Annotated in this window: 21 protein-coding genes and 1 riboswitch; of the genes, 15 read left to right on the forward strand and 6 right to left on the reverse strand. The window is 36.0% G+C overall.

The window, feature by feature from the left end; all coding sequences use genetic code 11:
• Positions 1-13: 13 nt before the first annotated feature.
• A complete protein-coding gene (locus BBI01_RS19740) occupies positions 14-886 on the reverse strand; it encodes a helix-turn-helix domain-containing protein (protein ID WP_065396366.1) in 873 nt (290 codons plus the stop codon).
• A 142-nt stretch (positions 887-1028) separates the two neighbouring features.
• Here BBI01_RS19740 and BBI01_RS19745 point away from each other — a divergent pair, with 142 nt between their 5' ends.
• The 7 genes from BBI01_RS19745 to BBI01_RS19775 all read left to right on the forward strand — a co-directional run bounded on the left by BBI01_RS19745 (position 1029) and on the right by BBI01_RS19775 (position 13274).
• The gene (locus tag BBI01_RS19745; RefSeq protein ID WP_065396367.1) at positions 1029-2057 is read left to right on the forward strand and encodes a T9SS type A sorting domain-containing protein; all 1029 of its coding nucleotides are present in this window, start codon (positions 1029-1031) and stop codon (positions 2055-2057) included.
• Positions 2058-2249: 192 nt separating this feature from the next.
• The gene (locus BBI01_RS19750) at positions 2250-5084 is read left to right on the forward strand and encodes an alpha-amylase family glycosyl hydrolase (RefSeq protein WP_065396509.1); all 2835 of its coding nucleotides are present in this window, start codon (positions 2250-2252) and stop codon (positions 5082-5084) included.
• Between the two features lie 74 nt (positions 5085-5158).
• A riboswitch (SAM riboswitch) is annotated at positions 5159-5264 on the forward strand.
• A 95-nt stretch (positions 5265-5359) separates the two neighbouring features.
• Entirely contained in the window at positions 5360-7783 is a 2424-nt protein-coding gene (locus BBI01_RS19755; RefSeq protein WP_065396368.1) for a TonB-dependent receptor plug domain-containing protein, read from the forward strand.
• A 6-nt stretch (positions 7784-7789) separates the two neighbouring features.
• The gene (locus BBI01_RS19760) at positions 7790-9088 is read left to right on the forward strand and encodes an APC family permease (protein ID WP_065396369.1); all 1299 of its coding nucleotides are present in this window, start codon (positions 7790-7792) and stop codon (positions 9086-9088) included.
• Between the two features lie 146 nt (positions 9089-9234).
• Complete coding sequence (prfA, locus tag BBI01_RS19765) at positions 9235-10320, forward strand: peptide chain release factor 1 (RefSeq protein ID WP_065396370.1); 1086 nt, start codon at positions 9235-9237, stop codon at positions 10318-10320.
• 81 nt (positions 10321-10401) lie between these two features.
• Positions 10402-11067 (forward strand): hypothetical protein, encoded by a 666-nt coding sequence (locus tag BBI01_RS19770; protein ID WP_065396371.1) that lies wholly within the window; start codon positions 10402-10404, stop codon positions 11065-11067.
• A 104-nt stretch (positions 11068-11171) separates the two neighbouring features.
• Complete coding sequence (locus BBI01_RS19775) at positions 11172-13274, forward strand: prolyl oligopeptidase family serine peptidase (protein WP_065396372.1); 2103 nt, start codon at positions 11172-11174, stop codon at positions 13272-13274.
• Positions 13275-13387: 113 nt separating this feature from the next.
• On the opposite strand, the gene BBI01_RS19780 is transcribed toward BBI01_RS19775, so the two are convergent.
• The gene (locus BBI01_RS19780) at positions 13388-14164 is read right to left on the reverse strand and encodes a T9SS type A sorting domain-containing protein (RefSeq protein ID WP_065396373.1); all 777 of its coding nucleotides are present in this window, start codon (positions 14162-14164) and stop codon (positions 13388-13390) included.
• A 210-nt stretch (positions 14165-14374) separates the two neighbouring features.
• On the opposite strand from BBI01_RS19780, the gene scpA reads away from it, so the two are divergent.
• Positions 14375-16495 (forward strand): methylmalonyl-CoA mutase, encoded by a 2121-nt coding sequence (gene scpA, locus BBI01_RS19785; RefSeq protein WP_065396374.1) that lies wholly within the window; start codon positions 14375-14377, stop codon positions 16493-16495.
• Between the two features lie 44 nt (positions 16496-16539).
• Positions 16540-17523 carry a M28 family peptidase gene (locus BBI01_RS19790; RefSeq protein WP_083190169.1) on the forward strand — a complete coding sequence of 328 codons (984 nt, stop codon included), beginning with the start codon at positions 16540-16542 and terminating at the stop codon, positions 17521-17523.
• A gap of 41 nt (positions 17524-17564) precedes the next feature.
• Here BBI01_RS19790 and BBI01_RS22410 read toward each other — a convergent pair whose 3' ends face one another.
• Entirely contained in the window at positions 17565-18407 is an 843-nt protein-coding gene (locus tag BBI01_RS22410) for a hypothetical protein (RefSeq protein ID WP_083190170.1), read from the reverse strand.
• A gap of 435 nt (positions 18408-18842) precedes the next feature.
• Between BBI01_RS22410 and BBI01_RS19800 the strand changes: the two genes are divergently transcribed.
• From BBI01_RS19800 to BBI01_RS19820, 5 genes are all read left to right on the forward strand, one after another.
• A complete protein-coding gene (locus BBI01_RS19800) occupies positions 18843-19577 on the forward strand; it encodes a hypothetical protein (protein ID WP_065396375.1) in 735 nt (244 codons plus the stop codon).
• A 26-nt stretch (positions 19578-19603) separates the two neighbouring features.
• Positions 19604-20995, forward strand: coding sequence for an RtcB family protein (locus BBI01_RS19805; RefSeq protein ID WP_065396512.1), 1392 nt, complete (start codon positions 19604-19606; stop codon positions 20993-20995).
• Positions 20996-21111: 116 nt separating this feature from the next.
• A complete protein-coding gene (locus BBI01_RS19810; protein ID WP_065396376.1) occupies positions 21112-21657 on the forward strand; it encodes a nucleotidyltransferase family protein in 546 nt (181 codons plus the stop codon).
• A 2-nt stretch (positions 21658-21659) separates the two neighbouring features.
• On the forward strand, positions 21660-22358 hold the full coding sequence (prfH, locus tag BBI01_RS19815) for a peptide chain release factor H (RefSeq protein WP_185114367.1): 699 nt from the start codon (positions 21660-21662) through the stop codon (positions 22356-22358).
• Positions 22345-22851, forward strand: coding sequence for a tetratricopeptide repeat protein (locus BBI01_RS19820; protein ID WP_065396378.1), 507 nt, complete (start codon positions 22345-22347; stop codon positions 22849-22851). Before prfH ends, BBI01_RS19820 begins: the two co-directional genes overlap by 14 nt.
• Before the next feature lie 92 nt (positions 22852-22943).
• On the opposite strand, the gene BBI01_RS19825 is transcribed toward BBI01_RS19820, so the two are convergent.
• Positions 22944-23231 carry a c-type cytochrome gene (locus BBI01_RS19825; protein ID WP_065396513.1) on the reverse strand — a complete coding sequence of 96 codons (288 nt, stop codon included), beginning with the start codon at positions 23229-23231 and terminating at the stop codon, positions 22944-22946.
• 23 nt (positions 23232-23254) lie between these two features.
• Positions 23255-23548 (reverse strand): c-type cytochrome, encoded by a 294-nt coding sequence (locus BBI01_RS19830; protein ID WP_065396379.1) that lies wholly within the window; start codon positions 23546-23548, stop codon positions 23255-23257.
• A gap of 197 nt (positions 23549-23745) precedes the next feature.
• On the opposite strand from BBI01_RS19830, the gene meaB reads away from it, so the two are divergent.
• A complete protein-coding gene (meaB, locus tag BBI01_RS19835; RefSeq protein WP_065396380.1) occupies positions 23746-24738 on the forward strand; it encodes a methylmalonyl Co-A mutase-associated GTPase MeaB in 993 nt (330 codons plus the stop codon).
• Here the strand turns inward: meaB and BBI01_RS19840 are convergent.
• Complete coding sequence (locus BBI01_RS19840; RefSeq protein ID WP_065396381.1) at positions 24735-25283, reverse strand: DUF4251 domain-containing protein; 549 nt, start codon at positions 25281-25283, stop codon at positions 24735-24737. The two genes, meaB and BBI01_RS19840, sit on opposite strands and share 4 nt — an antisense overlap.
• Between the last annotated feature and the right edge of the window lie 24 nt (positions 25284-25307).

Consider the following 25307-nt stretch of genomic DNA (forward strand, 5'->3'; position numbering starts at 1 on the left):
TTAGGCGGTTTTTCTATTTATTATTTCTCAAGTGTTCCGGCGATACTCCGAATTTCTTTTTAAACGCACGGGTAAAGTTTTGTATATATTCATAACCGCACTCAATAGCGATTTCTTTGATCATAATTTCCTTATTGGCAATTAGTTTTTTTGCTTTTAGCATTCGTAGTTCTGCAATATAATGAGTGATGGTCATTTGATATTTTGATTTAAATTCTTTTCGGATGAGATTCTGATTAATTCCTATCAGCTTCCCGATTTCTTCCGCTTTAATATTCCGATGGTAATTCTCATCAATAAACTTTTTAATCATTTCAGGAATATCTGAAGTGCTTTCAAGTCTGTTTTTTTCATTAAACTGTTCAAAAATAAGAATAAGAAGCTTTATCACTTTTGCTTCAATGAATAGTTTCTGAATAACCCCTTTTTTTTGATAGCTTAAAATCTCTTTTATAATCATATGCATTTCAACCGTTATGGTAGGAGGAATTGTTTTTCTTAGAAATATGAAATTATTATGTGTCATATCTTTCAGAATTTCTGAACTTTCCTTATTGTTTTTAGGGTTGATAAGGTTGAATACATACCTATATTTAAGCTGAATTTGCAGATATTTCAGGTTTTCATCACTTTCACTCCATAGTTCTGACTGATTTTCCTGTGATGAGTAATGTAAGATGTATTGATTTTTCTGAAATGAATATTGATTACTGCAATCATAGGCTTTAAGATGAATATCTGAACTTAACAAGAACAGAATATTGAAGCTCGATTTCCTTTCAACCAGTTGAGATTTTGAAAAAAAATCAGAACCTTTATCTTCTTGCATTACAATCTCAATATCTTCAGATTTAAAAACAATTTCACTTTTCGGATGGTTCTTCATACAGCACATTTACGGTAGGTACAATTAAAAGTAGGATCTCAATAGGATAACTAAAAGTTTGAAAATGATAACCCGTAATTAATTCTGAGCGGTACTTTTGCGCAAAATTAAATTAAATTTAGAATAATTAAAAATAATATTTATGATTGAAGATTTATATTTTGCAGTACGAAAGCTTGGAGTTGGTGTTTTACTGACTTTGATGGCAGGCGGTATGATGGAGGCTCAGCAAGTCTGCAATAATACAGATCCGGGAACAAATGCAGGGGATTTGGGATGTGTTTCATTTACCTATCGGGGACAGCAGGTTACTTATACCACGGTAAGAGCTGCAGATGGAAAAGTATGGCTTCAACAGAATCTTGGAAGTTCGAGGACTGCAGAGTCCACGAATGATGAAGAGTCTTATGGCGATCTTTTTCAGTGGGGAAGATGGGATGATGGGCATCAATTAAGAAACTCAGCTATTGGATCAGTACCTTCTGTGAATAAGCCGGATGGGCTTCAGGGATCTAGCGAGTATATTACAGGCGGTTGGTGGTCATCCAATGGAAGTGGAGATAAATGGACAGGAACAAATTTAACAGATGTTACAGAGACAGAATCTATTGATCCATGTAAGGCTATTGGACCAAACTGGGCATTGCCTTCTCAGGCAGATTGGGAAAATATTGTTCCTTTAGAAAGTATATCTACCATTACAAAGGCTTATGAAGGTCGTTTGAAATTACCTATGGGTGGATATCGCAGCTCAAGCGGGGCACTTACCTTTGTAGGGCAGAGAGGATATTTTTGGAGCTCAGGTACGGCAACAAGCGGAGGGAAATATTTATATATAGGAACCATATCTATTAATCCTGCTGCGGGAGGTCCAAGAGGTCAGGGAGCGTCAGTAAGATGTGTTAAAACTGAAGCAGGATTGGGAACAACAGACATTAGTTTTAACCGTAAAAGTGTTGAAGTATATCCTAATCCTACAAAAGGAATTCTGATGCTTAAAACAGATTCTGCAATACAGGGCGTAAAGGTTATAAATGCTATAGGACAAACAATGGAAGTAGACTTCTCAGATCGTCAAATCAATATGAACGGACTTTCCCAAGGTTTATATTGGGTGGAAATAAAATTAAAGAATGGAGAGACTGTTCTTAAGAAAATTATGAAAAACTAATTTTTTTTAAGGGCAACAATCAATATAACTGACGTTTTTTCGTTAGGTACAAATAGTTCATTACAATTACTTTTATTAGAAAGACTCATGAATTTTTTTTCATGGGTCTTTTTTATGCAATATTGCTCATGTGATGTATAAAAATAAATGTTATCAAAGAAAAATAATATTATATTCGATAAAAATAACGACATGAAAAAGTTTTATTCTATTGTTTTTCTGCTTGTAGGACTGTTTGTTTTCGGGCAGATTAATTATACAATTTCACCCAATCCATTTAATGAAACGGACGCTATTACGCTGACGGTTCCCGGGGATCAGATTGATGAAGCAGCCTGGGGAGTCTCCAATAATTCAATTTACATATGGTCCTGGTCTTATGATGCAAACTATCAAAATAGTCAGGATTGTCTTACCAACGGAAGCTGGGACAATTCCAATGAGCTGAATAAACTCAACTATAATGCAGGAACTGATTCTTATTCACTGACATTTACGCCTACTGCTTTTTTCGGTAGAATCGGAATTGGAAGATTCGGATTTTTATTAAAAGATAAAACCGGTGTACACCAGACTTCACCGAATAGCTACGTGAATGTTGGAGTTTTGAACCTTACCTTAACGAATCCTGCTGCCAATAGTATTACTTCTGTACCAACGGGTAATTCAATTAATATTACAGCAACAACAAACGTAAATGCTACGTTTCAGCTCAAAGCGAATGGAACAGTCGTAAATTCTACGCCAACACCGGCTCAATCATATTCTTATAATTATACGGTAACACAGGATACGAATATGGAACTTATAGCAATGGAAGGAGCAAGCTCAAAGAAAGCAACATTCATATTACAGGTTCCCAGAAATGTGGTTTCTGAGTCAATTCCGGGGTGGATAAAACAAGGGATAAATTATAATACTGCCGATCAGACCAAAGTAGGACTTGCTTTATATGCTCCTCATAAAAATTTTGTACATGTAATAGGAAGCTTCAATAATTGGGCTGTAAATGATACTTATTTAATGAAAAGAGATACAACCAATCCTGATCTTTATTGGATAGAATTGAGGGGGCTAACTCCACAGCAATTGTATACATTTCAATACAGAACCAATGATTTAAAAAAAGTAGCTGACCCTTACTCGCCGCAGATCTTATCTTCCTATGATGATCAATGGATTTCTGCTTCCACCTATCCTAATCTTCCAGCTTTTCCGATAGGACAGGACTTTGAGGTTTCTACATTCAAGACAGGACAGACAGCTTATAACTGGCAGGTAAATAACTTTCAGAGACCCGCAAAAGAAGATCTTATCATATATGAATTGTTATTAAGAGACTTTACCCAGGAGAAAAACTGGCAGTCTTTAATAGATAAGATTACTTATTTAAAGAATTTAAAAATCAATGCCATTGAGCTTCTTCCCATCATGGAATTTGATGGAAATCTTTCCTGGGGATATAATACTTCCTTCCATTATGCCTTAGATAAAGCATATGGTACCCCGGAAAAATTCAAAGAATTTGTAGATCTGTGCCATCAGAACGGAATTGCGGTCATTCTGGATGTGGCATTTAATCATGCAACTGGGCGTTCACCATTGGTAAGACTTTGGAATATTGATCCTGATGGAGACGGTTACGGAGATGTTGCAGCCAATAATCCTTATTTCAACCAAGTTCCTAAACATTCTTATAATGTGTTTAATGACTTTAACCATTCCAGTCTTTCAACTCAATATTACGTTGAAAGATGTCTTCAGCAATGGCTTACAGAATATCGTATCGACGGTTTCCGTTGGGATTTAACAAAAGGATTTACACAGAACTGTTCCGAAAACGATGAAAACTGTACCAATGCCTACCAGCAGGACAGAGTGGATATTATGAAACATTATGCAGACAAACAATGGGCAATTGATCCGAATTCTTACATGATATTTGAACATCTTGGAACTGACGCTGAAGAACAGCAATGGGCAAATTATAAAACAGCAGAAGGAAAAGGGGTGATGCTTTGGAATAAACAAACTGAACCTTACAATCAAAATACAATGGGTTATAAGGAAAACAGCAATTACGACCGTATGAATCATAACCTTCACGGTTTTACCAATATGCGTGCAGTTGGATTTGGAGAAAGCCATGATGAGGAAAGATTAATGTTTAAAAATCTTGCTTACGGTGCAGTTAACGGAAGCTACAACGTAAAAAACCTTACTACCGCTCTTGAAAGAATGAAAACTTTTGGAGCAACATTCTTTACCATTCCCGGACCAAAAATGATCTGGCAGTTTGGAGAGCTGGGCTATGAATTCAGTATCAACAGATGTGCTAACGGAACTATTGATAATGGGTGCAGAACAGACGAAAAACCTATTGCTTTTACATTAGGATATGACAATGATGCCAACAGAAAAGCAGTGTATGATACCTGGGCGAAAATTATAGATATAAGAAACAGCCATCAGGTATTTAAATCTAAGACGTATAGTATAGAATCCAACAATCTCTCAAACGATCCTGACGGATTGATCACAAGAATCTATATGTATGATACTTCTATCAACGGAATGAAGAATGTTGTAGTGCTTGCCAATTATTCCACTTCAGTACAAAATGTTACTCCTTACTTCCCATATACGGGGCAATGGCAGAATTTAATGGATAATACGATCAATAATATTACCAACACAACGGCTTCCATTACTTTACAGCCGGGAGAGTTCAGAATTTTCGGGAATTATGAAGGAGCGTTGTCTGTTTCAGATGTGAATGCTGCAAATAAACTGTCACTTCAGATTGCAGATAATCCTGTAAAAAATGGCTTAGCAAAATTAATTTTTAACAAAGCTAAAAACGGGGAAATTATCATCTTTGATATGAATGGTAAAAAGCTGGATTCATTGAAGCTGAATAAAGAAAACGGCACCCATGAACTGAAAATCAACTATCCGGCAGGAACTTATCTTGTCCATTTGAAATCAGAAACAGGAATGGCAATTCAAAAAATGATTATAAAATAAATACAAAGGCAAATTTGCAGATGAGCAGATTTGCCTTTTTTGCATATTTAAAAAATAAGTCTACCTTTGCACTAGATTTATCAAGAAAGGTGGAGGGATTTGGCCCAAAGAAACCTTAGCAACCTGCATGATTCCAGAAATGTAAAGGTGCTAATTCCAACCCGATGGGGGAGATAAGTGAAGTCAATATTCTTATATGAATTCCATTTCTTGATGTCTTGTGTGTATCTGCAGAACGATCTGCGGAGAACGAATATTAATTGGCAAGAATAAAGATGAAAAAATTAAGCACAGTTGCATTACTGCTTGGGACAATTTTGGTCGCAGCCCAGGAGCAGGAGGAAAAAGGAAAACAAATCGAAGACATTGTCATCGTAGGAAACCGTAGCGTTAAAAGAACAAAACTAGAAACACCGGTTCCGGTAGATGTTATCAATATCGATAAAATTCAAAGGTCTTCACCACAAATGACAGCTCAGGACCTTTTGAACTATGTGGTTCCGTCATTTAATTCCGTAAGACAATCTGCTTCTGATGGAACAGAACACATTGATCCTGTCAGTTTGAGAGGAATGGGACCTGATCAGGTTTTGGTTTTACTTAATGGAAAAAGAAGACATACAACTTCTCTGGTAAACTATCAGAACACAGTAGGAAATGGTTCTGTAGGAACAGATTTAAGCACAATTCCGATCATTGCCATTGAAAAAATAGAAGTTTTAAGAGATGGCGCCGCAGCACAATATGGATCAGATGCCATTGCAGGAGTTATCAATATTATACTTAAAAAGAATCCGGGTGCTTCTGCAAGTTTAACTTATGGGTTAAGTGGCAGAAATGACGGAGAAACCTATCAGGCTGGTGTAAATTATGGCGCTTCTCTTGGTAAAAATGATGGTTTTATCAACCTTTCATTACAATTAAGCCACAGAGGTAAGACAACGAGAACTCAAAATCATGATCTTGATATCTTTGGGAAAAACTTCGCTTATGAATTTGCTGATAATCCGGATGAAGCAAGAGAACAGGATGATCTTATGCTGAAAAAAGAAGGATTGACAAGAGATGATTTTAATTTCCAGATCGGAGATGCTCAAATCAGACAGGGACAATTATTTTTCAACTCAGAATATCCTTTGAATGATAATCTAAAATTCTATTCCTTTGGTGGGTTCAGTATCAAAGAAGGAAAAGGATATGGTTTCAGAAGACTGCCAAGTGAGGATTTTAATGTCGTTAAAGAAATTTATCCTTATGGTTTTCAGGCAGTATTGGGATCTCAGATCTATGATGTTTCTTATGCTGTTGGAGCAAAATATAACGTAAACGACTGGTTGATTGATCTCAGCAATACATTTGGAAGCAATACATTCAAATATAATGTAAGCAATACCAACAACGCTTCCTTAGGAATAAAATCGCCAACAATTTTTTATGCCGGATCACATAGTTTTCTGCAAAATACAGTAAATCTTGATGTCGCTAAAAATATAAAGAACTTCAATATTGCATTCGGAGGAGAATTCAGATTTGAACAATATCAGATAAAAGCAGGAGACGAAGCTTCATATACTCAATATGATATCAACGGTAATATTGCTGTGGATGGCTCACAGGTCATTGGAGCAGGTGGTTCACAATCCTTTATCGGTTTTTCACCAGCAAATGCCTTGAAAAAAGACAGGCATTCCACAGCAGTATACGCAGATGTTTCCTATGATCTGGATAAAAAGCTGAGCATTGATCTGGCAGGAAGATTTGAAAACTATTCAGACTTTGGAAATACTCTGAACGGAAAACTAGCAGTAAGATATGAATTTGTAAAAAATTATGCAGTAAGAGCAGCTGTTGGAACAGGGTTCAGAGCGCCATCGCTTCAACAGCAGTATTTTAATAACTCTTACGCAGATATTTCCACAAGTGGTTTAAAGATCGTTACCAAAGGAATCTTTAGAAATGACAGTCAGGCAGCACGTGACCTTAATTTTGATAAACTAAAGCAGGAAACTTCGGTGAATGCCAGTGCAGGATTTACTTTTAAACCTTTAAACAATCTCTTTATTACCATAGACGGATACTGGATCAGAGTAAAAGACAGAATTGTCATCACCAGTAATATTACCGACGAAAGACTGGCAAATTATGGAGTGGAAAGCGGAAGATTTTTTGCCAATGCAATTGATACAGAAACCAAAGGAATAGAATTGGTTGCTACTTACGACTGGAAGCTGGGTGGCGGAAACTTAAATATAAACCTTGCCGGAAACTATACAGAAACAAAAATCACGGACTTTCATTTCCCTGAAAAGATAGATACCCCAAGAGACGAATATTTCGGTCCGGATCAAATCAATATTATTGAAACACTTTCTCCAAAAACAAAAGCTTCCCTAGGCTTGAATTATGGAATAGGAAGGTTCAATTTTCTCGTGAGAAATACCTATTTTGGTAAAGTCATAAGAGATGGTTTTCCTTTCGGAGTCGTTCAGGAGTTTTCTCCAAAGGTGGTTACCGACGTGAGTATAGGATATAATCTTACTAAAAATATCAATCTTACGGTAGGAGCCAATAACGTATTCGATGTTTTTCCGGACCTTCAGACTTACAAAAATTCGTATTATGGAGTATTCAAATATGCACCGGTTCAGATGGGAACATTGGGAAGCTATTTCTTTGGAAGGCTTAATTTTAATTTTTAATCAAAAATGAGTACTTCTTCACATCAGATTGGCTGGAAGACAGCTGCTGCCATTGTAGTTTCCAATATGATAGGAACTGGGATATTTACAACACTCGGTTTTCAGTTATCAGATATTACCAATACCTACAGTATTTTCCTGTTATGGGTCATTGGAGGAATTCTCGCATTATTTGGAGCTTTCTGCTATGCCGAATTAGGATCTCATTTTAAAGGAAATGGCGGAGATTTTATTTATCTTAAAGAAACTTACCATCCTTTATTTGGATATCTCATAAGCTGGATCTCACTGATTATCGGGTTTTCTTCACCTGTAGCACTGGCAGCTCTCGCAATGTCCAAATATCTTTCTGTATTTGATTATTCTTTTGGGAACGGTTTTGCAATTGCAGCGATCTTTTTGGTTGCGATTACTCTGTCATTCAGTTTAAAGACTTCAAGCCGGTTTCATAACTTCTTCACCTTTATTAAAATAGCCTTTATCATTGTATTGGTTATTCTGGGGATTGGATTATCAGATGATCCACAAATTGGAAACAGTCTGAATTTCAGTAACAGCTGGCAAAACGAAATCATGCTTCCCGCCTTTGCTACTTCACTGGTCTTTGTTACCTATTCCTATACCGGTTGGAACTCTGCCTCGTATATTGCAGGAGAAATAAAAGATGTTCAAAAGAATCTTCCAAAATCCCTGATCATAGGAACTGTTTTTGTGACAGTGAGTTATATCCTTGTCAATTACATTATGCTGAAACATGCTCCGGTAAGTCAATTAGCAGGAAAAGAAGATGTAATGGGAGAGGCGGCAGTGAACATGTTGGGACTTTCCTTTGGAAAAATTGTCAATATTTTTATTGCATTACAGCTCATTGCAACAATTAGCGGCTATTTATGGGTGGGTTCAAGGCTTACACAGGCTTTTGCAAAAGATACACGTATTTGGAAACCGCTTTCAGTAGGAAACAAAAAAGGAATTCCGGTAAGAGCTATCTTTGCTCATGCAGTGATTGCCGCGATCATTATTTTAACAGGAAGTTTCAAGGAGATCTTTGTTTATACAGCATTTATCCTTCAGTTATTTGCAAGTCTGGCAATCTCAACGGTTTATTTTCTTAAAAAGAAAGACCGTAAAATATTTAAATCCAATACATTTTACATATTTCCGACCGTTTTCCTCCTGTTCAGTATATACATTCTTTATTTTACCTTTATTCATAACCCTAAAGAAAGTATGATCGGATTAGGAATAATTGCAGTAGGGCTCGTTCTATATTGGATAGACAGAAGAATTTCCAGGCAAGTTTAAGCTAATAATTGAATACATAAAATACAGACAGATAATTTCACAGACTCACTTTTTTACAATTTTGTCGCTTTACCCTTCATGCTCAAAAATTTATACTTTAATTTTGAATTAATAATTCTTATCTTTGCACCCACAAAAATTCCACAATGTCTAAATCATTAATTCCAAAATTAGAAGCTATAAAACAAAGATATAATGAGGTTGCAGACCTTATTATACAGCCTGATGTCATTTCAGACCAAAAAAGATATTCTTCTTTGAACAAAGAATATAGTGATTTGGGAAAAATTGTAAGAGTTTACGATCAGTACAAAGGTGCTTTGGATAGCATTGCAGAGTCTGACGAAATTATTGCTGACGGTTCAGACAGAGATCTTGTAGATCTTGCTAAAGAAGAAAAACTGGAAGCACAATCAAAAATTCCTGGATTGGAAGAAGAGCTTAAAGTTCTTTTGATTCCTAAAGACCCAGCCGATGACAAAAACGTTATCGTAGAATTACGTGCCGGAACAGGAGGTGATGAAGCTGCAATCTTCGTAGAAGATGTATATAGAATGTATACCATGTATTTCAAAACAAAAGGCTGGAGACATGAAGTGACCGATTCTAATGAAGCTGCAAAAGGATATAAGGAATTGATCATGAAAGTGGAAGGTGAAGGCGTATACGGTATCATGAAGTTCGAATCAGGAGTTCACCGTGTACAGCGTGTACCGGAAACAGAATCTCAGGGTAGAGTGCATACATCGGCAATTACCATTGCTGTTTTACCGGAAGCAGAAGAAGTAGACTTCGAACTGAATCCTGCTGATATTGAAATGCAGACTTCACGTTCAGGAGGTGCCGGAGGTCAGAACGTAAACAAAGTTGAAACTAAAGTACAGTTGACACACAAACCTTCAGGGTTAGTAGTAGTTTGTCAGCAAGCTCGTTCTCAGTTAGCAAACAGAGAATTGGCAATGGAAATGCTAAGAACAAAACTTTACGATATCGAATTACAGAAAGTACAGGGAGATATTGCTGCACAACGTAAATCTATGGTTTCTACAGGTGACCGTTCTGCAAAGATCAAAACGTACAATTATCCTCAGGGAAGAGTAACAGATCATAGAATCAACAAGTCTATGTACAATCTGGATGCTTATATGAACGGAGATATTGCTGAAATGATCGATGCCGTAATCATGGCAGAGAATGCAGAAAAAATGAAAGGAGAAGAAGAAAACTACTAGAGTTTTAAAATAAACAATAAAGCCTCTGATTTTTTCAGGGGCTTTATTTTTAATCACCAATAACTTATTAAAATATAAACTATGAAAAACTACAAAATTATTTTCATGCTGTTGCTTACCATGATGGGGCAATCCGTTTTTGCACAGACAGAAGTAAAGAAACCCAAAGAAGTCTTTGAACTGTTCTTCGTAACTTTTCTGAACAATGATGAAGCAACACGTTTAAAGCTTAACGATTATCTTAGACCCACTGTAGAAGGAAAAGATGCTTTTGAAGTAAACTTTAAAGAAAATGCAGATGACATGATTAAAACAAGTGCAGACAGCTTTTTATCCATATTTCCTAAAGCTGCAGCCACAGCATGTCAAAAAGAAGCCGAAGACTATTTTAAAGCTGTATTTGCCAATTTCAGAAATGGTAAACTAAACATTAAAAAGGTCAACGTCGCACCTAACGAATATGTAGAAGGACAGAACATCGCAAAGGTAGAATATACTGTAAGCTTTAAAGTTCCTGCAAATCCTACACCGGAACCTAAAACAGATCCTAAAAAAATAAAAGCAGATGAACTGAAAAAGTTCCTGAACCAAATGATTCAGGATTTTACGACTGCGGATAAAACAATTATTACAGATCAGGAATTCAGCTTGTACGAATTGAAAGAAGGAGATAAAATATACTATTGGAACGGTAGCCCGGATGAAATTGTTACCAATCTTACCGACTTCTATTTCGATAGTTTCTAAGAGATTAGCTGTTGATTAATAGCTGTTTAGAAAATAAAAGTTCCGAATTTCCGGGACTTTTTTTATTTCACATACTTTATGTATTTTTGATAAAACCGTTCACTATGAATTTTAAACCTATATTATTAACTGCTGGAGTTCTGTTTTCAGCATCTTTTTATTCTCAAACAATGAATTATCCAAAAGCATTAAAGGGAAGCCAGACTGATACTTATTTTGGAACTGCTGTTGCTGATCCTTACAGAGATCTTGAAAATGATTCCGATGCTACTAAAAAATGGGTAGATGAGGAAGTAGCTTACAGCCAGAATTATTTGTCTAAAATTCCATTCAGAGATAAAATCAGAAACCAGTTGAAAGATATCTGGAATTATGAGAAGATTTCAGCGCCTTTCAAAGAAGGAGATTATACTTATTATTCTAAAAATGATGGTTTGCAGGCACAATCTGTACTATACAGAACAAATAATAAGACCAAAGCAACAGAAGTATTTTTAGATCCAAATAAATTCTCAGACAAAGGAACCACTTCATTGTCTAATCTTTCTTTCAATAAAAAAGGAAACCTTGCAGCATACTCTATCTCAGAAGGAGGAAGTGACTGGAATAAAATCATCATCATTGATGCTGTTACCAAAAAACAGATCGACGAAACATTGCTAGATGTAAAATTCAGTGGAATTTCCTGGCAGGGAGACGAAGGATTCTATTATTCAAGCTATGATAAACCAAAAGAAGGAACCGTTCTTTCCGGAATGACAGACAAGCATAAGGTTTATTTTCACAAATTAGGAACAAAACAATCTGAAGATAAATTGATTTTCGGGGGTGAAAAGACACCAAGAAGATACCTTGGTGCCCACGTTTCAGATGATCAGAGATATCTTATTATTTCTGCGGCTAATGCTACCAACGGAAATGAAATGTATATCAAAGACCTTAAAAAAGGGGGCGATTTTGTTCAGATTACAAAAGGATTTGATATCAATGCAAATATCGTAGATACACAAGGAGACGATCTTTTCATTTTCACAGATAAAGATGCTCCGAATATGCGCCTTGTAAAAACTACAATCAGCAATCCAGCTCCTGAAACATGGAAAGACGTTATTCCACAAACAGAAAACGTACTGGGAATCTCTACAGGTGGTGGATATTTCTTCGCTACGTATATGATTGATGCTATTGATCAGGTAAAACAGTTCGATAAAACAGGAAAACTGATCAGAGAAATTGCCCTTCCGGGAAAAGGAAATGTAGGAGGATTTGGTGGAAAAGAAAAAGAGAAAGACATTTATTACTCTTTCAGCAACTATATTACACCAGGAACTACCTATAAATTCAATGTAGATTCAGGAAAATCAGAAGTATACCAAAAACCGAAAGTGAAATTCAATCCGGATGATTACGTTTCAGAACAGGTATTCTATACATCAAAAGACGGAACAAAAGTTCCTATGATGATCAACTATAAGAAAGGAACTAAACTTGATGGTAAAAACCCAACCATTCTATACTCTTACGGAGGTTTCAACATCAGCTTACAGCCATCTTTCTCGGTAGTAAACGCTATCTGGATGGAAAACGGCGGAATCTATGCCGTTCCAAACATCCGTGGAGGAGGTGAATATGGTAAAAAATGGCACGATGCAGGAACAAAAATGCAGAAGAAAAACGTTTTTGATGACTTTATCGCAGCAGGAGAATACCTACAGAGCAAAGGCTATACTTCAAAAGAATACATGGCACTTTCAGGAAGATCAAACGGAGGTTTATTGGTAGGGGCAACAATGACTTTACGTCCAGACCTTGCAAGAGTAGCTTTCCCTGGAGTTGGAGTATTGGATATGCTAAGATATAACAAATTCACAGCAGGTGCAGGCTGGTCTTACGATTATGGAACAGCAGAAGACAACAAGGATATGTTTGAATACCTGAAATCATACTCTCCTGTACACAACGTAAAAACAAAAACTTGTTATCCGTCTACCATGATTATTACAAGTGATCATGATGACAGAGTAGTTCCGGCTCACTCATTCAAATTTGGAGCAGAACTTCAGGAAAAACAAGGATGTAAAAACCCAATCCTTCTAAGAATCGAAAAGAATGCAGGACACGGTGCCGGAAGATCTACAGATCAGGTAATCGGAGAAAATGCAGACCTTTTATCATTCGCATTATATGAAATGGGAGTAAAACTTTAATTCATATAGAATAAATATCAGTCTTATCAAAAATATAGACCAGTATAAACAACTATAAAGCAAAACCCCCGGATGACATTCATCCAGGGGTTTATTTATGATTACTGAATTGATTAATTCTTCATAAATTTAGAGCTTAAATCACCAATTTTATAAATATATATTCCCTTTGGAAGCCTTTCTACATCAATAGAAATCTTACCCTCTGAAGCTGAAAAAGATTTGTTAAGAACCAACTTTCCGGTTACATCAAAAACCTCAATCTTATTTGCCCCACTTCCGGGATTCATCACATTCAATATTTTGTTCGTAGGAATAGGAAATGCAGATAATTTACTGCCAGCCTGAATTTCTTTTGCCGCTAAAACTGTAGTGGGTAATCCATAAACATCCGTTAATGGAATACTGTTGATATTGAAAGCTGTCGCACCACGAACAGTTAACTTATTGGTATTTGTTGTAGCATCATGAAAAACGTGAAATTCTCCTCCGTAGAATGTATTGGGATTCGTATGAAAATCTTTGATTAGTGTCCCATCTTCATTAATTAATAATAGTTTATAGTAATTTTGTGCATCATTAAAAACGCTTACCATAAACTCAAACTTACCATCAGTATTAAAGATATTTTTTGATATTGAAAATTCTTCACCGTAAAAATCTGACCTGTTAAAAGTAGCAGGCATTGGAATATTGACTGTCTTATAAAGTGAATAGTCTGAATTAAAAATTTTCAGTTTGTGATCAGTGGTCTTAGAAATATAAAATGTTTCTGTAGAGGTAGAATAGACAAATGTGTCTTCATTAGTGAACGTATGTTCAAGAGCTAATTGTGCAAAAGCAAAGTTTGCAGCCATTAAAGCTACAGCAGAAAATAATAATTTTTTCATGGTTTTAGTTTTAAATTTGAAGTGACAAAGTTACTGAAACTTTTACTGAAACTACAATTTAAATTTCTGTTAATTATCTTTTTAATGAGGTTTTTAACCAGAATTTAATAGAAGAAGATTCTAATTTAAAATGCAGATAATCATAAGGTTGTAAATGCTTATTTATTATTCTAAAAATGCTTAAATTTAGCATCTAATAAATCCGTAAGTATGAGAAGAGAAGTTCAGAACAAAACTCCTCAATTTAATATAACTGAAAAAATAACTGAGATCTATCCTTTTGAAAAAGACGGATTACAGTTGAAGTCTTCCTATAAAAAAGAAGACGTTAAAAATGAATCTTTAACGGAAACCTCTCCGGGAATTGCCCCTTACTTAAGAGGTCCATATTCTACAATGTATGTTCAGAAACCATGGACAATCCGTCAATACGCAGGGTTCTCCACAGCAGAAGAATCCAATGCTTTTTACAGAAGAAACCTTGCTGCAGGACAAAAAGGACTTTCAGTAGCTTTTGATCTTGCTACCCACCGAGGATATGATTCAGACCACTCAAGAGTAGTAGGAGACGTAGGAAAAGCTGGTGTGGCAATCGATTCCGTGGAAGACATGAAGATTCTTTTCAACGAAATTCCTCTTGATCAGATTTCAGTATCCATGACGATGAATGGAGCAGTACTTCCGATTCTGTCTTTCTACATCGTAGCAGCAGAAGAACAGGGAGTGAAGCAGGAATTACTTTCAGGAACTATCCAGAACGATATTCTGAAAGAATTCATGGTAAGAAATACTTACATCTATCCACCTACACCATCTATGAAGATCATTGCGGATATTTTTGAATATACTTCGCAGAACATTCCAAAATTCAATTCTATTTCGATTTCAGGGTATCACATGCAGGAAGCAGGAGCTACTCCGGTATTGGAAATGGCTTACACTTTGGCGGATGGTCTTGAATACGTAAGAACAGGGATAAAAGCAGGAATGAACGTAGATGATTTTGCCCCACGTCTATCATTCTTCTGGGCAATCGGGATGAATCACTTCATGGAAATTGCCAAAATGCGTGCAGCAAGATATATCTGGGCTAATCTTTTAAAACAGTTTAATCCTCAGAATCCAAAGTCATTAGCTTTAAGAACGCATTCTCAAACTTCAGGATGGTCGTTGACAGAGCAGGAGCCTTTTAATAACATCACAAGAACAGCTATTGAGGCATTATCTTCCGCATTAGGAGGAACGCAATCATTACACACCAATGCATTAGATGAAGCTATTGCCCTTCCTACAGATTATTCAGCTAAAATTGCAAGAAATACACAGATCATTCTTCAGCAGGAAAGTGGGATATGCGATGTTGTAGATCCAATGGGAGGAAGTAATCTTGTAGAAAGCCTTACCCAGCAGATGATCGAGGAAGCAATGAAGTATATTGAAGAAGTTGAGCAGGAAGGAGGAATGACCAAAGCAATTGAAGCCGGAATTCCAAAAATGAGAATTGAAGAAGCCGCAGCTAAAAAACAAGCTAAAATTGATAGTGGCGAAGAATTTATCATTGGTGTAAACTCTTTCAAATCATCATTAAAACAGGATGCGATAGAAATTCTTGACATCGATAATACCGAAGTTCGAAGAAAGCAGATCGATAGACTGAACAATATCAAAGCAGAAAGAAATCCGGAAGCTGTAACAGAAATCTTAAATGAAATCCGTGAAACCGCAAAAACAGGAAAAGGGAATCTTTTAGCACTTTGTATCGAAGCCGCAAGAAGAAGAGTTACTCTTGGTGAAATGAGTGATGCCATGGAAGAAACCTTTGGAAGATATAAAGCAAACATTAAAACAATCTCTGGAGTATACGCTATGAACGCCGGGAAAAATGAATACTTTGAAAAAGCCCTGAACCTGACTCAGAAGTTTGAAGAAGAAGAAGGACGCCGTCCAAGGATTATGGTCGCTAAAATGGGACAGGATGGTCACGACAGAGGTGCAAAAGTAGTTGCAACAGCATTTGCAGACATGGGATTTGATGTCGATGTAGCACCACTATTCCAGACACCGGAAGAAGTAGCAAAACAGGCGGTAGAAAACGATATTCACATTTTGGGAGTATCTTCCTTAGCTGCGGGGCATAAGACATTAGTTCCGCAGGTTGTAGAAGAACTTAAAAAACTGGGAGCAGATGATGTTACCATTGTTGTAGGAGGAGTAATTCCACAGCAGGACTATGAATTCCTGTATGCCAACGGTGCTGACTTTATTTTTGGGCCGGGAACCAACCTTCCGAAATGTGCCGTTGAAATCTTAGAGAGGTTTTTAGAAAACTAAACCTAAAAAGCTTTAATTTTCATAAAGAAATTAAAAGCACATCTATGGGGTTTAAAAATAATATAAAGCCTACGAAGAAAAAGCTAATTTTCTTGGTAGGCTTTTTATGTATAGCAACCTTTTTATGGGCAGTAAAAGAGAAGAATAGACCTATACAAAAATCTCCTGTTCCTGCCAATATTGAACAGGTGAAAAAGCATTTGACAGCACTTACTCAGACGCCAAAATTCAGGAATCATAAAAATGTTGACCAGCTGAATGAGATTGCAGAGTACATCCATCAGAATTTTAAAACATATGCAGACAGTACTGGTTTTCAGGAATATCAGGTAGACGGGCAGGTCTATAAAAATGTAATCTGCTCTTTTGGAACAGAAAACCGTAAAAGAATAATTATTGGCGCACATTATGATGTCTGTGGAGATCAGCAGGGAGCAGATGATAATGCAACCGGAGTTACAGCACTTCTGGAACTTGCCAGAATGTTTAAAGGACAAAAACTCAATTATCGTGTAGATCTGGTAGCATACACACTTGAAGAGCCTCCTCATTTCAGAACGGAAAATATGGGAAGTTTTATTCATGCAAAATATCTAAAAGACAATAAAATTGATGTCTATGGGATGGCTAGTGTAGAAATGATCGGATATTTTAAAGATGAAAAAGGATCTCAGGATTTTCCTGTAGGGATTCTTTCCTGGATCTATGGAGACAAAGGAGATTTTATTACTTTGGTTAAAAAGTTTAGCGGAGCAGGACCATTTGTTGGAAATTTTATAGACCATTTTAAAGATTCAAATCAGATCAAAACAGCTATATTTCCAGCTCCGAAATTTGTAGGCGGAGTAGATTATTCCGATCATTTGAACTATTGGAAATTTGATTTTCCAGCCCTGATGATCACCGATACTTCATTCTTTAGAAACAAAAATTATCACCAATCTACAGATACTTTGGAAACGCTGGATATTAAACGGATGACAAAAGTTATTGATGCTATTTTTCTAAGCATTATTCACCTCAAGTGAATAAAATAAAGGCTGTTTCAACTTTTGAAACAGCCTTTATTTTATTTCTTCTGAACGATTTTACCATCATCCATAATCTGATAATGCGTTTTAGTTATCTTTTGACTATTTCCATCAATCTTGTGGTCTGTTGTCACAGTGATTTCTCCTGCTTTATTGATTTCATAGCTGCTGAACTCCTCCTTCTTATCATCCTTTCCGGGATCAAACCAAATACCTTCTACATAGGCTTCATCAACGATGCTGTTATTCAGTACAGTAAGCAGATAATATCGGTAATCAAAATCTCCACAATCCATTGGAACAAGAATAAGTTCAGCATTTTTATATCGGGTTAAAGGAAAATACCTGAAATTTGGCTCTCCGCAGCTGTACTTTTCTGAACCTTCCACCGCAAAATCTGTTTCTATAAACTTTACATCTACCTGGGGAAGACTTTCAATAGGTAAGCTATAAAGTCCTGTTTTTAATAAAGATTCCATTGGGGCAGGGGTATCTTTACTTTTTCTCCACTCCTCAAGAGAAATATATTCTCCCGACGGAGGGTCTAAAATGGTCAAAGTATTACACTGACCACTTGAAGCATGAAAAAGATGATAGGTTTCAAAACGATCCGGACCATTATATCCCACAGAAATAGAATAATCCCAGCCATTATTTACCTTTGTACTGTCTACAAGAAACCCAATTCTGCCTTTCCCTTTGGTCTCTGATTCCAGAAACTTAGCCTGCGATTTTATTTCCTCTAAATCCAGAATTTTTTTCATGAAATGAGGAGAAAGACATCCTTTATCTAATACTTTTATCTCTTCTTTTTTTACAGATTCTTCTTTCTTACATCCTATAAAAAGTAGTGGAAGTAATGCCCATAAAATTTTATACATACAGCTCTTTTTTCACAAAAATAAGATTTAAATAATGATGATTAAAAAAATAATTCTATATTTGCACCTGAAAATCAAGTTTAACCATTTAAAAACAACGAAGCAATGTTCAGAACTAATCAGAATTCTACAGTTGGATTACCCCTTATGGAGGTAAGGCTTCGCGGTTTGGTACACTCTTAGAAAAATAGTACAATACAATATCAAAACCCGAAGTCGTAGAGATTTCGGGTTTTTTATTGCGCAATATTTCAAACTCACGTTTCCCGAAATCTTTTTAAGTGTTATTAAGAACAAAATAGGCTGAGGTTTACCCTCAAAACTATACGCGTTCACTATTATTAATCCATTCAACTAATATTTTAGTTGATAAAGAAAATAGACTAAGAGCAAATCCGGTATTTCGGGTCTTGCATCTGGTATCTTGTGTCTTACATGGAAAATGATAACCTTCTGCTTTACCAGCTAAGAAGCCTGAGAAGCAGAAAAAGAACAATAAAAAAAGATGTAGAAAAACAGATAAGAAAAAAGTATAAACGTAGTAAGGAAGTCTGGAACATAAGGAAAAATATTCCACTTATTCCTCTGGAAAATCCCTATCAATTAGGATTCGTAAGATTCTTTGTAGTAAGGGATGATGTAATGCGGAGTAGCGATGGAGATTTCTTTGAGGGACTTTTAAAGAAAATCAATACGTACATGTATTCCGGAAGCCGTCAGTTTTTAAAAAAGAAAAGAAAATTTGGTCGAAGGATATATGTAGAAAGAGGGCAGAAACTTAATCGTGTTTCTTCATACTCATGGAGCAGTCCGAAATTTGGACTTACCCCAAGAGAAAGGCTGTACTTTCTGAAAAAAGAAGAATACTGTCCTTTTCGGAAAAGCTATGATACTTATTACGAATTTACTGAACCGTGGAGATTTATTCTGAGGACTAGACCACATATGATCACCCATCACAAACCAATAGATGCTGAGCTTGAGAAAGAGCAGGCGGAACTGGATGCATATTTGGGACAGCATAAAATTGTAGGAATTCTTCAGAAAAAAATGCACGGAAAATCTAATCCATGGAAAATGGAATATGAAACAGATCTTATCAAAAGCAGGAAATATACTACCTGCACAATGTCTGCAACAGAGATTGCAGATTGTTTTCAGGACTTGTAGTTCTGATGATTTTTAAAACAAAAACAATGGGAAATTTAAAACTAAAAGGAAAAGATATATTAAAACTGGGCTATCCAAACAATCAAAGCGTAAATGTTGCCTTGGAAGTAATGAAAAGAAATTTTGCAACTAAAAATATCCATTATGTGAAATCTCTTTTAAAAGAAATTCTGATTCATCCAGAACAATTCGAAAAAGATTTGACCTTCGGACAGATTGCAGAAACGTTACTTTCATCCAAAAAAACAGAAAAAAGGATGCTGAATTCACAACGTGCAGACTTTCAAATCTTCGGGAATAATATTTCAGAAGAAGCTAAAAATCAACTGTACACGGCTTTGAAGCTTCCGGTTTCTGTTCAGGGCGCATTGATGCCTGATGCACATAGCGGTTATGGACTTCCAATCGGAGGAGTTTTAGCTGTAGAAAATGCAGTAATTCCTTACGGAGTAGGAATGGACATCGGCTGTAGAATGAGCCTAAGTATTTTGGATACACCCGTTTCATATCTGAACGGAGCAAGGGATAAATATGAAAAAGCCCTTGCCGAACATACAAAATTTGGAATGTACGAGACTCACAAATCTCATATTGACCACGAAATCTTCGATAGGGATACATTTGATTTAATCCCGATTCTTCGAAGATTGAAAGGAAAAGCTATTAAACAAATGGGATCCTCAGGAGGAGGAAATCACTTTGTAGAATTTGGAGAAGTAGAAATTACTGAAGAGGATGAACAGATAGGCTTACCTAAAGGAAAATATCTGGGAATTCTTTCTCACAGTGGTTCACGAGGGCTTGGAGCTGAGATTGCTCAATATTACTCAAGAGTAGCAGTAGAACAATGTCCATTGCCTAAAGAAGCACAACAATTCGCCTGGCTGGATTTAAGTACACATCTCGGCTTGGAGTACTGGACAGCAATGAACCTTGCGGGAGATTACGCCTCAGCGTGTCATGATGATATTCACAGAAGATTGGTAAAAGCTGTTGGGGGCAGAGTAAAGGCAAGAATTGAAAACCATCACAACTTTGCCTGGAAGGAAACTCATAATGGAAAAGAAGTTATTGTTCACAGAAAAGGAGCCACTCCAGCCAATGAAAATGAACTGGGAATGATACCCGGATCTATGACAGCAAAAGGATTCATCGTCCGTGGAAAAGGAAATCCGGATTCTTTGAACTCAGCTTCGCATGGAGCAGGAAGAGCCCACTCAAGAGGAGAATGCAGAAGTCTTTTCACTCAGAATGATATCAAAAAAGAGTTGAAACTTAAAGATGTTACATTAATGGGGGGAAATACAGAAGAAGCTCCGATGGCGTACAAAGACATCTATGAAGTGATGAATGCACAAAACGAATTGGTAGATATCCTTGGAACATTTCAGCCGAGAATTGTCAGAATGGATAGATAAATTGAATTGATTGTTTATAGTTGGCTGTAGTCCTTTTATTGAACTAATCTATAAGGTTTAGTAATTTCATAATCAGCTGGCTATAAATCTCAATTCATCATTAAAAAAACAAAAGAATGGGAGCACCTCATAACATAAAAAGATACGGAGAAGTCTGGCCTGAATTCAGAATTCAGTGGGGACTTGAAATTTTAGAAAAATTAAAAAATAAAGTCATTATATCTGGCGGATGGGCATGGCATTTTATGTCTGAAACAGGACATACAGAGTATAAACATGCTCATGATCATAAAGATATAGATGTCTTTGTAAAGAAAGAAAATGTAGCTGAAGTAGTAACAATCCTTTTACAGGAAGGGTTTCAGAAGGTCTGGACCCGGTACGATCATTTGCCAAGTGAAGAAAACTTCAGACGATATGAAAAAACAGTAGAATTGGAAAATGAAAAGTTTCACAGAATCACGATCGATTTTTTTGAAAGAAATGATCTTGAGATCGTTGAAACCAATGGATTTACAGTAGTAAGACCAGATATTTTACTTTCATTTTACAGGAATATTCATTCGAGTGATAAATGCTGGGCAGTGATGGCTGCAAAAGAACTATTGGAAAAGGGTATTGATCCTGTTGGGAACCCTTTATTAAGCAAAATGCCAAAATAATGATGGAAAAATTAATACAGATCACTTCAGGAAGAGGACCTTTAGAATGCCAGTGGGTTGTATCCAAAGTATTGAAAACCTTTCTTGAAGAAGTGAAAAATAATAATATAGATCACGAAATTATTCACCGTGAAAATGGAAATGTAAATATGACCGTGAAATCTGTAAGTATTCTTTTAAAAGGAAAAAATGTCAAAGAATTCCTGAAGACATGGCTGGGAAGCATCTGCTGGGAAGGTAAAAGTACATTCAGGAAGTTACATAAAAGAAGTAAATGGTTCATTGGAATCTTTGAAATAGAAAATCCTGAAACGATTAATTTCAGTGAAAAGGATATCAGATTTCAGACAACGAGAAGTCAGGGAAGCGGAGGGCAGAACGTCAATAAAGTAAATACGGCAGTTCGTGCTATTCACATCCCAACAAATGAATCAGTGTTTGTACAGGATACTAGATCACAGTTGAATAATAAAAAGCTCTCTGTTATTAGATTAAAAGAAAGGGTAATGAATGTTTATATCCAGCAACTGGAAAATAGAATGAAAGAAACCTGGAACCAACATTTGCAGGTAGAGCGTGGAAATCCAGTCCGAACATTTTCCGGAACTGATTTTAAAAATACTTATCATGATAAATCCTTTAAGAAACAAAGGAATAATCTTAAAAACGAACTAAAAAACTACAGCAATGACCTTAACTAAAAATAAATACTATTTTGAAGCATTGGACTATTTCCCTTATAATATGTCCGAATGTCTGGATGCTCTGAACTATGCCCTTTCCTATGAACCTGAGGATGCAGATAGTCTGTGTCTTATGGGAAGAGTATATTCGGAGGTTTTAAAAGATTATGAAACAGGGAAAAAATACTTTGAAGAAGCAATGCAAAGTAATATAAGTAATGTAAATACACCCAAGTTTTATATTGAATGTCTTTTAAGTAATGAAGATTATGATGAAGCAGAAAAACTTATCGAATATGCTTTAAAGATGAAGGGAATTGATAAAGCAGAAATCTATAACTGTAAATCACTTTTATCAGAAAGAAAAGGGGATAGCAAACAGGCGTTAGAATATATAAAGGAAGCGAAAAGATTCTGTTACAGTAGAAGTGAACTGGATATTTTAGAAGACAGAGAAAAATTAGTACAGAATAAACTGCCTAAACCCAGAACCAGAAAAAAGGCAGATTAATTTTTTGTCAATATTGAATTTTAAAGCCACGGCTTCATAGATAATATATATGAAGCCGTGGCTGATAAAAGCAGTTTCGTTTTTGAAGCTGCTTATTTTTTATTTACAGAGATCAGATAATCATACACCATTTGATGCTGATCATCATTCAGTTTAGCTTTAGGAGCCATTCTGCTCAGTGTATTGATCCAACCCTGATTGTCATGCTTGGTGGGTTCCGGCAGTTTATGGCATTTTGCACAGGAATTCTCAAAAATGGTTTTTCCCTGAGCCAATTGCTCGGATGAGGTATATTTCGGTCCTGTAACAGCCATACTTTTTGGTCCGCAGGAAATCAGGAATGCTGATGCTGCAATGCCGCTTAAGATTAGTTTTTTCATACCCATATTTTTTGTTTGGTGAATTACTTTTTCACAGAAACAATGTAATCATAAACCCATTTATGCTGGTCGTCCGTAAGTTTTGCCTTTGGAGCCATTGCATTCATGATGCCCACCCATTGTACAGAATTATGTGAAGTAGGGTCAGGTAATTTATGACACTTTCCACAAGAATTCTCAAAAATAGTTTTTCCCTGAGCAATCTCTTCAGCAGTAGATGTTGAAGTACCGGCTGTAGCAGCTGCAGTAGATGCTTTTGGAGTACAGGAAACTAAAAGGATAGCAGTAAACGATGCCGCAGCAATGAGTTTTTTCATGTTTCTTATTTTTGATATATAACAAATGTAATAAATTCCGGAACCCGTTGATACAGCGTGTTCTAGTTTTAATTTAGAAGAAATAAAAATTAAATTAACAAGAATATGGAATACGAAATTAGCACGTTTTATCCTTTTCTCTTTTCATTGGATCTCAGCTATTGACCATTCACTTTTTAATTATTAATTTTGAATCAATGAAATTTTCTACAGAAGAACTAATAGAAGGAATAAAATCAGGAAACAAACGCCTGATTGCAAAAGCTATTACTTTAGTTGAAAGTAAAAAAGCGGAGCACAGAATACAGGCAGAAGATCTTCTGAAAAAAATTATGCCTTTAACGGGAAACTCCATAAGAGTAGGAGTGACAGGAGTTCCCGGTGCCGGAAAATCCACATTCATTGAAAGTTTCGGTAGATTGGCAATCGCTCAGGGTAAAAAAGTTGCTGTTCTTGCCATAGATCCAAGTTCTTCAATCAATAAAGGAAGTATTCTCGGCGATAAAACCCGTATGGAAGAACTTGCCAAAGAAGAAAACGCATTTATTCGCCCTTCTCCGAGCTCAGGATTTCTGGGTGGCGTCGCCAATACAACATTCGAGACGATGATGATCTGTGAAGCAGCAGGTTATGATTATATTTTAATTGAAACCGTTGGTGTAGGGCAGTCAGAAGTTTTGGTTGCTGATATTACTGATGTTTTCTTATTCCTTAAAATCATCGGTGGCGGAGATGAACTTCAGGGTATAAAAAGAGGAATCATGGAAATGGTTGATGTCATTTTTATCAATAAAATAGATCAGGATAATTTCCAGAAAGCAAAAAATACAAGACTCGAATTAAAAAGAGCGCTAGACTTTATTCCACCGAAAGAAAAAGACTGGAAAATTCCTGTTTTATTAGGTTCTGCACTGAAAAATGAAGGATTACAGGAAATCTATGATAAAATTTCTGAATTTATAGAGCTTAAAAAGAAAGATGGAAGGTTTGATGAGGTTCGTATCCAACAGGCAGAAAAACGTTTTGAATATTGGGTTCAGGAATATATTCTTTCCCTGATGAAGAAAAGCAATACGGTAGAAGAAGCCTATCAGATGCATAAAAAAAATGCTTCAGAGATGGTTTCCAATCCAAGCACTGAAGCAAAATTATTTGTTGAAAAATTTTTATCGGGAGAAAACAGAGATTAAAGTTTTTCCTTTTCCTGTTTTACCTCTATTTTAGAAATATATCCATCATAAGAGATCGGTTGTCTGTCATTACTTTTTATAGAGACAAATGCCTTACCGCTTTTGAAGATTTCAATAATGATTTCTTGTGTAGTTCTTACATCATTAGGCTTGATTATTACAATCCATTTTCCTTTTTTGTTTTGAGTTTTATCAATGGTAAAGTCCTTTGAAGTGAATCTGTATCCATTGTCATTCGTGTTTCCGTAAGTAGGATTAAATAATCTTCCGAAGTAAGGTAATACTACGTCTACGCTGTTTTTAGTAACATCAATAGTATAATCTCCGTTTAAGTTCAACATTCTGGTAGACGTTGAATTCGGCATCGAATTCATGACATTGATGACATCATAATTCGTAGGATTCGCTCTTTGTGCATAGAACGTAAATTCTTGAGAATCTACCAACGCATTCACTACTGCAGGATCTGAAGAACCCTGGGATGCACAGCTCTGAAAAAAGAACAATGCCCCGAAAATCATCAGAAGAGAAATATACTTTTTCATGATCGATATAAATTAATTAAATTT

Origin of the sequence: Chryseobacterium artocarpi (assembly GCF_001684975.1) — a bacterium.
GTDB classification, from domain to species: domain Bacteria; phylum Bacteroidota; class Bacteroidia; order Flavobacteriales; family Weeksellaceae; genus Chryseobacterium; species Chryseobacterium artocarpi.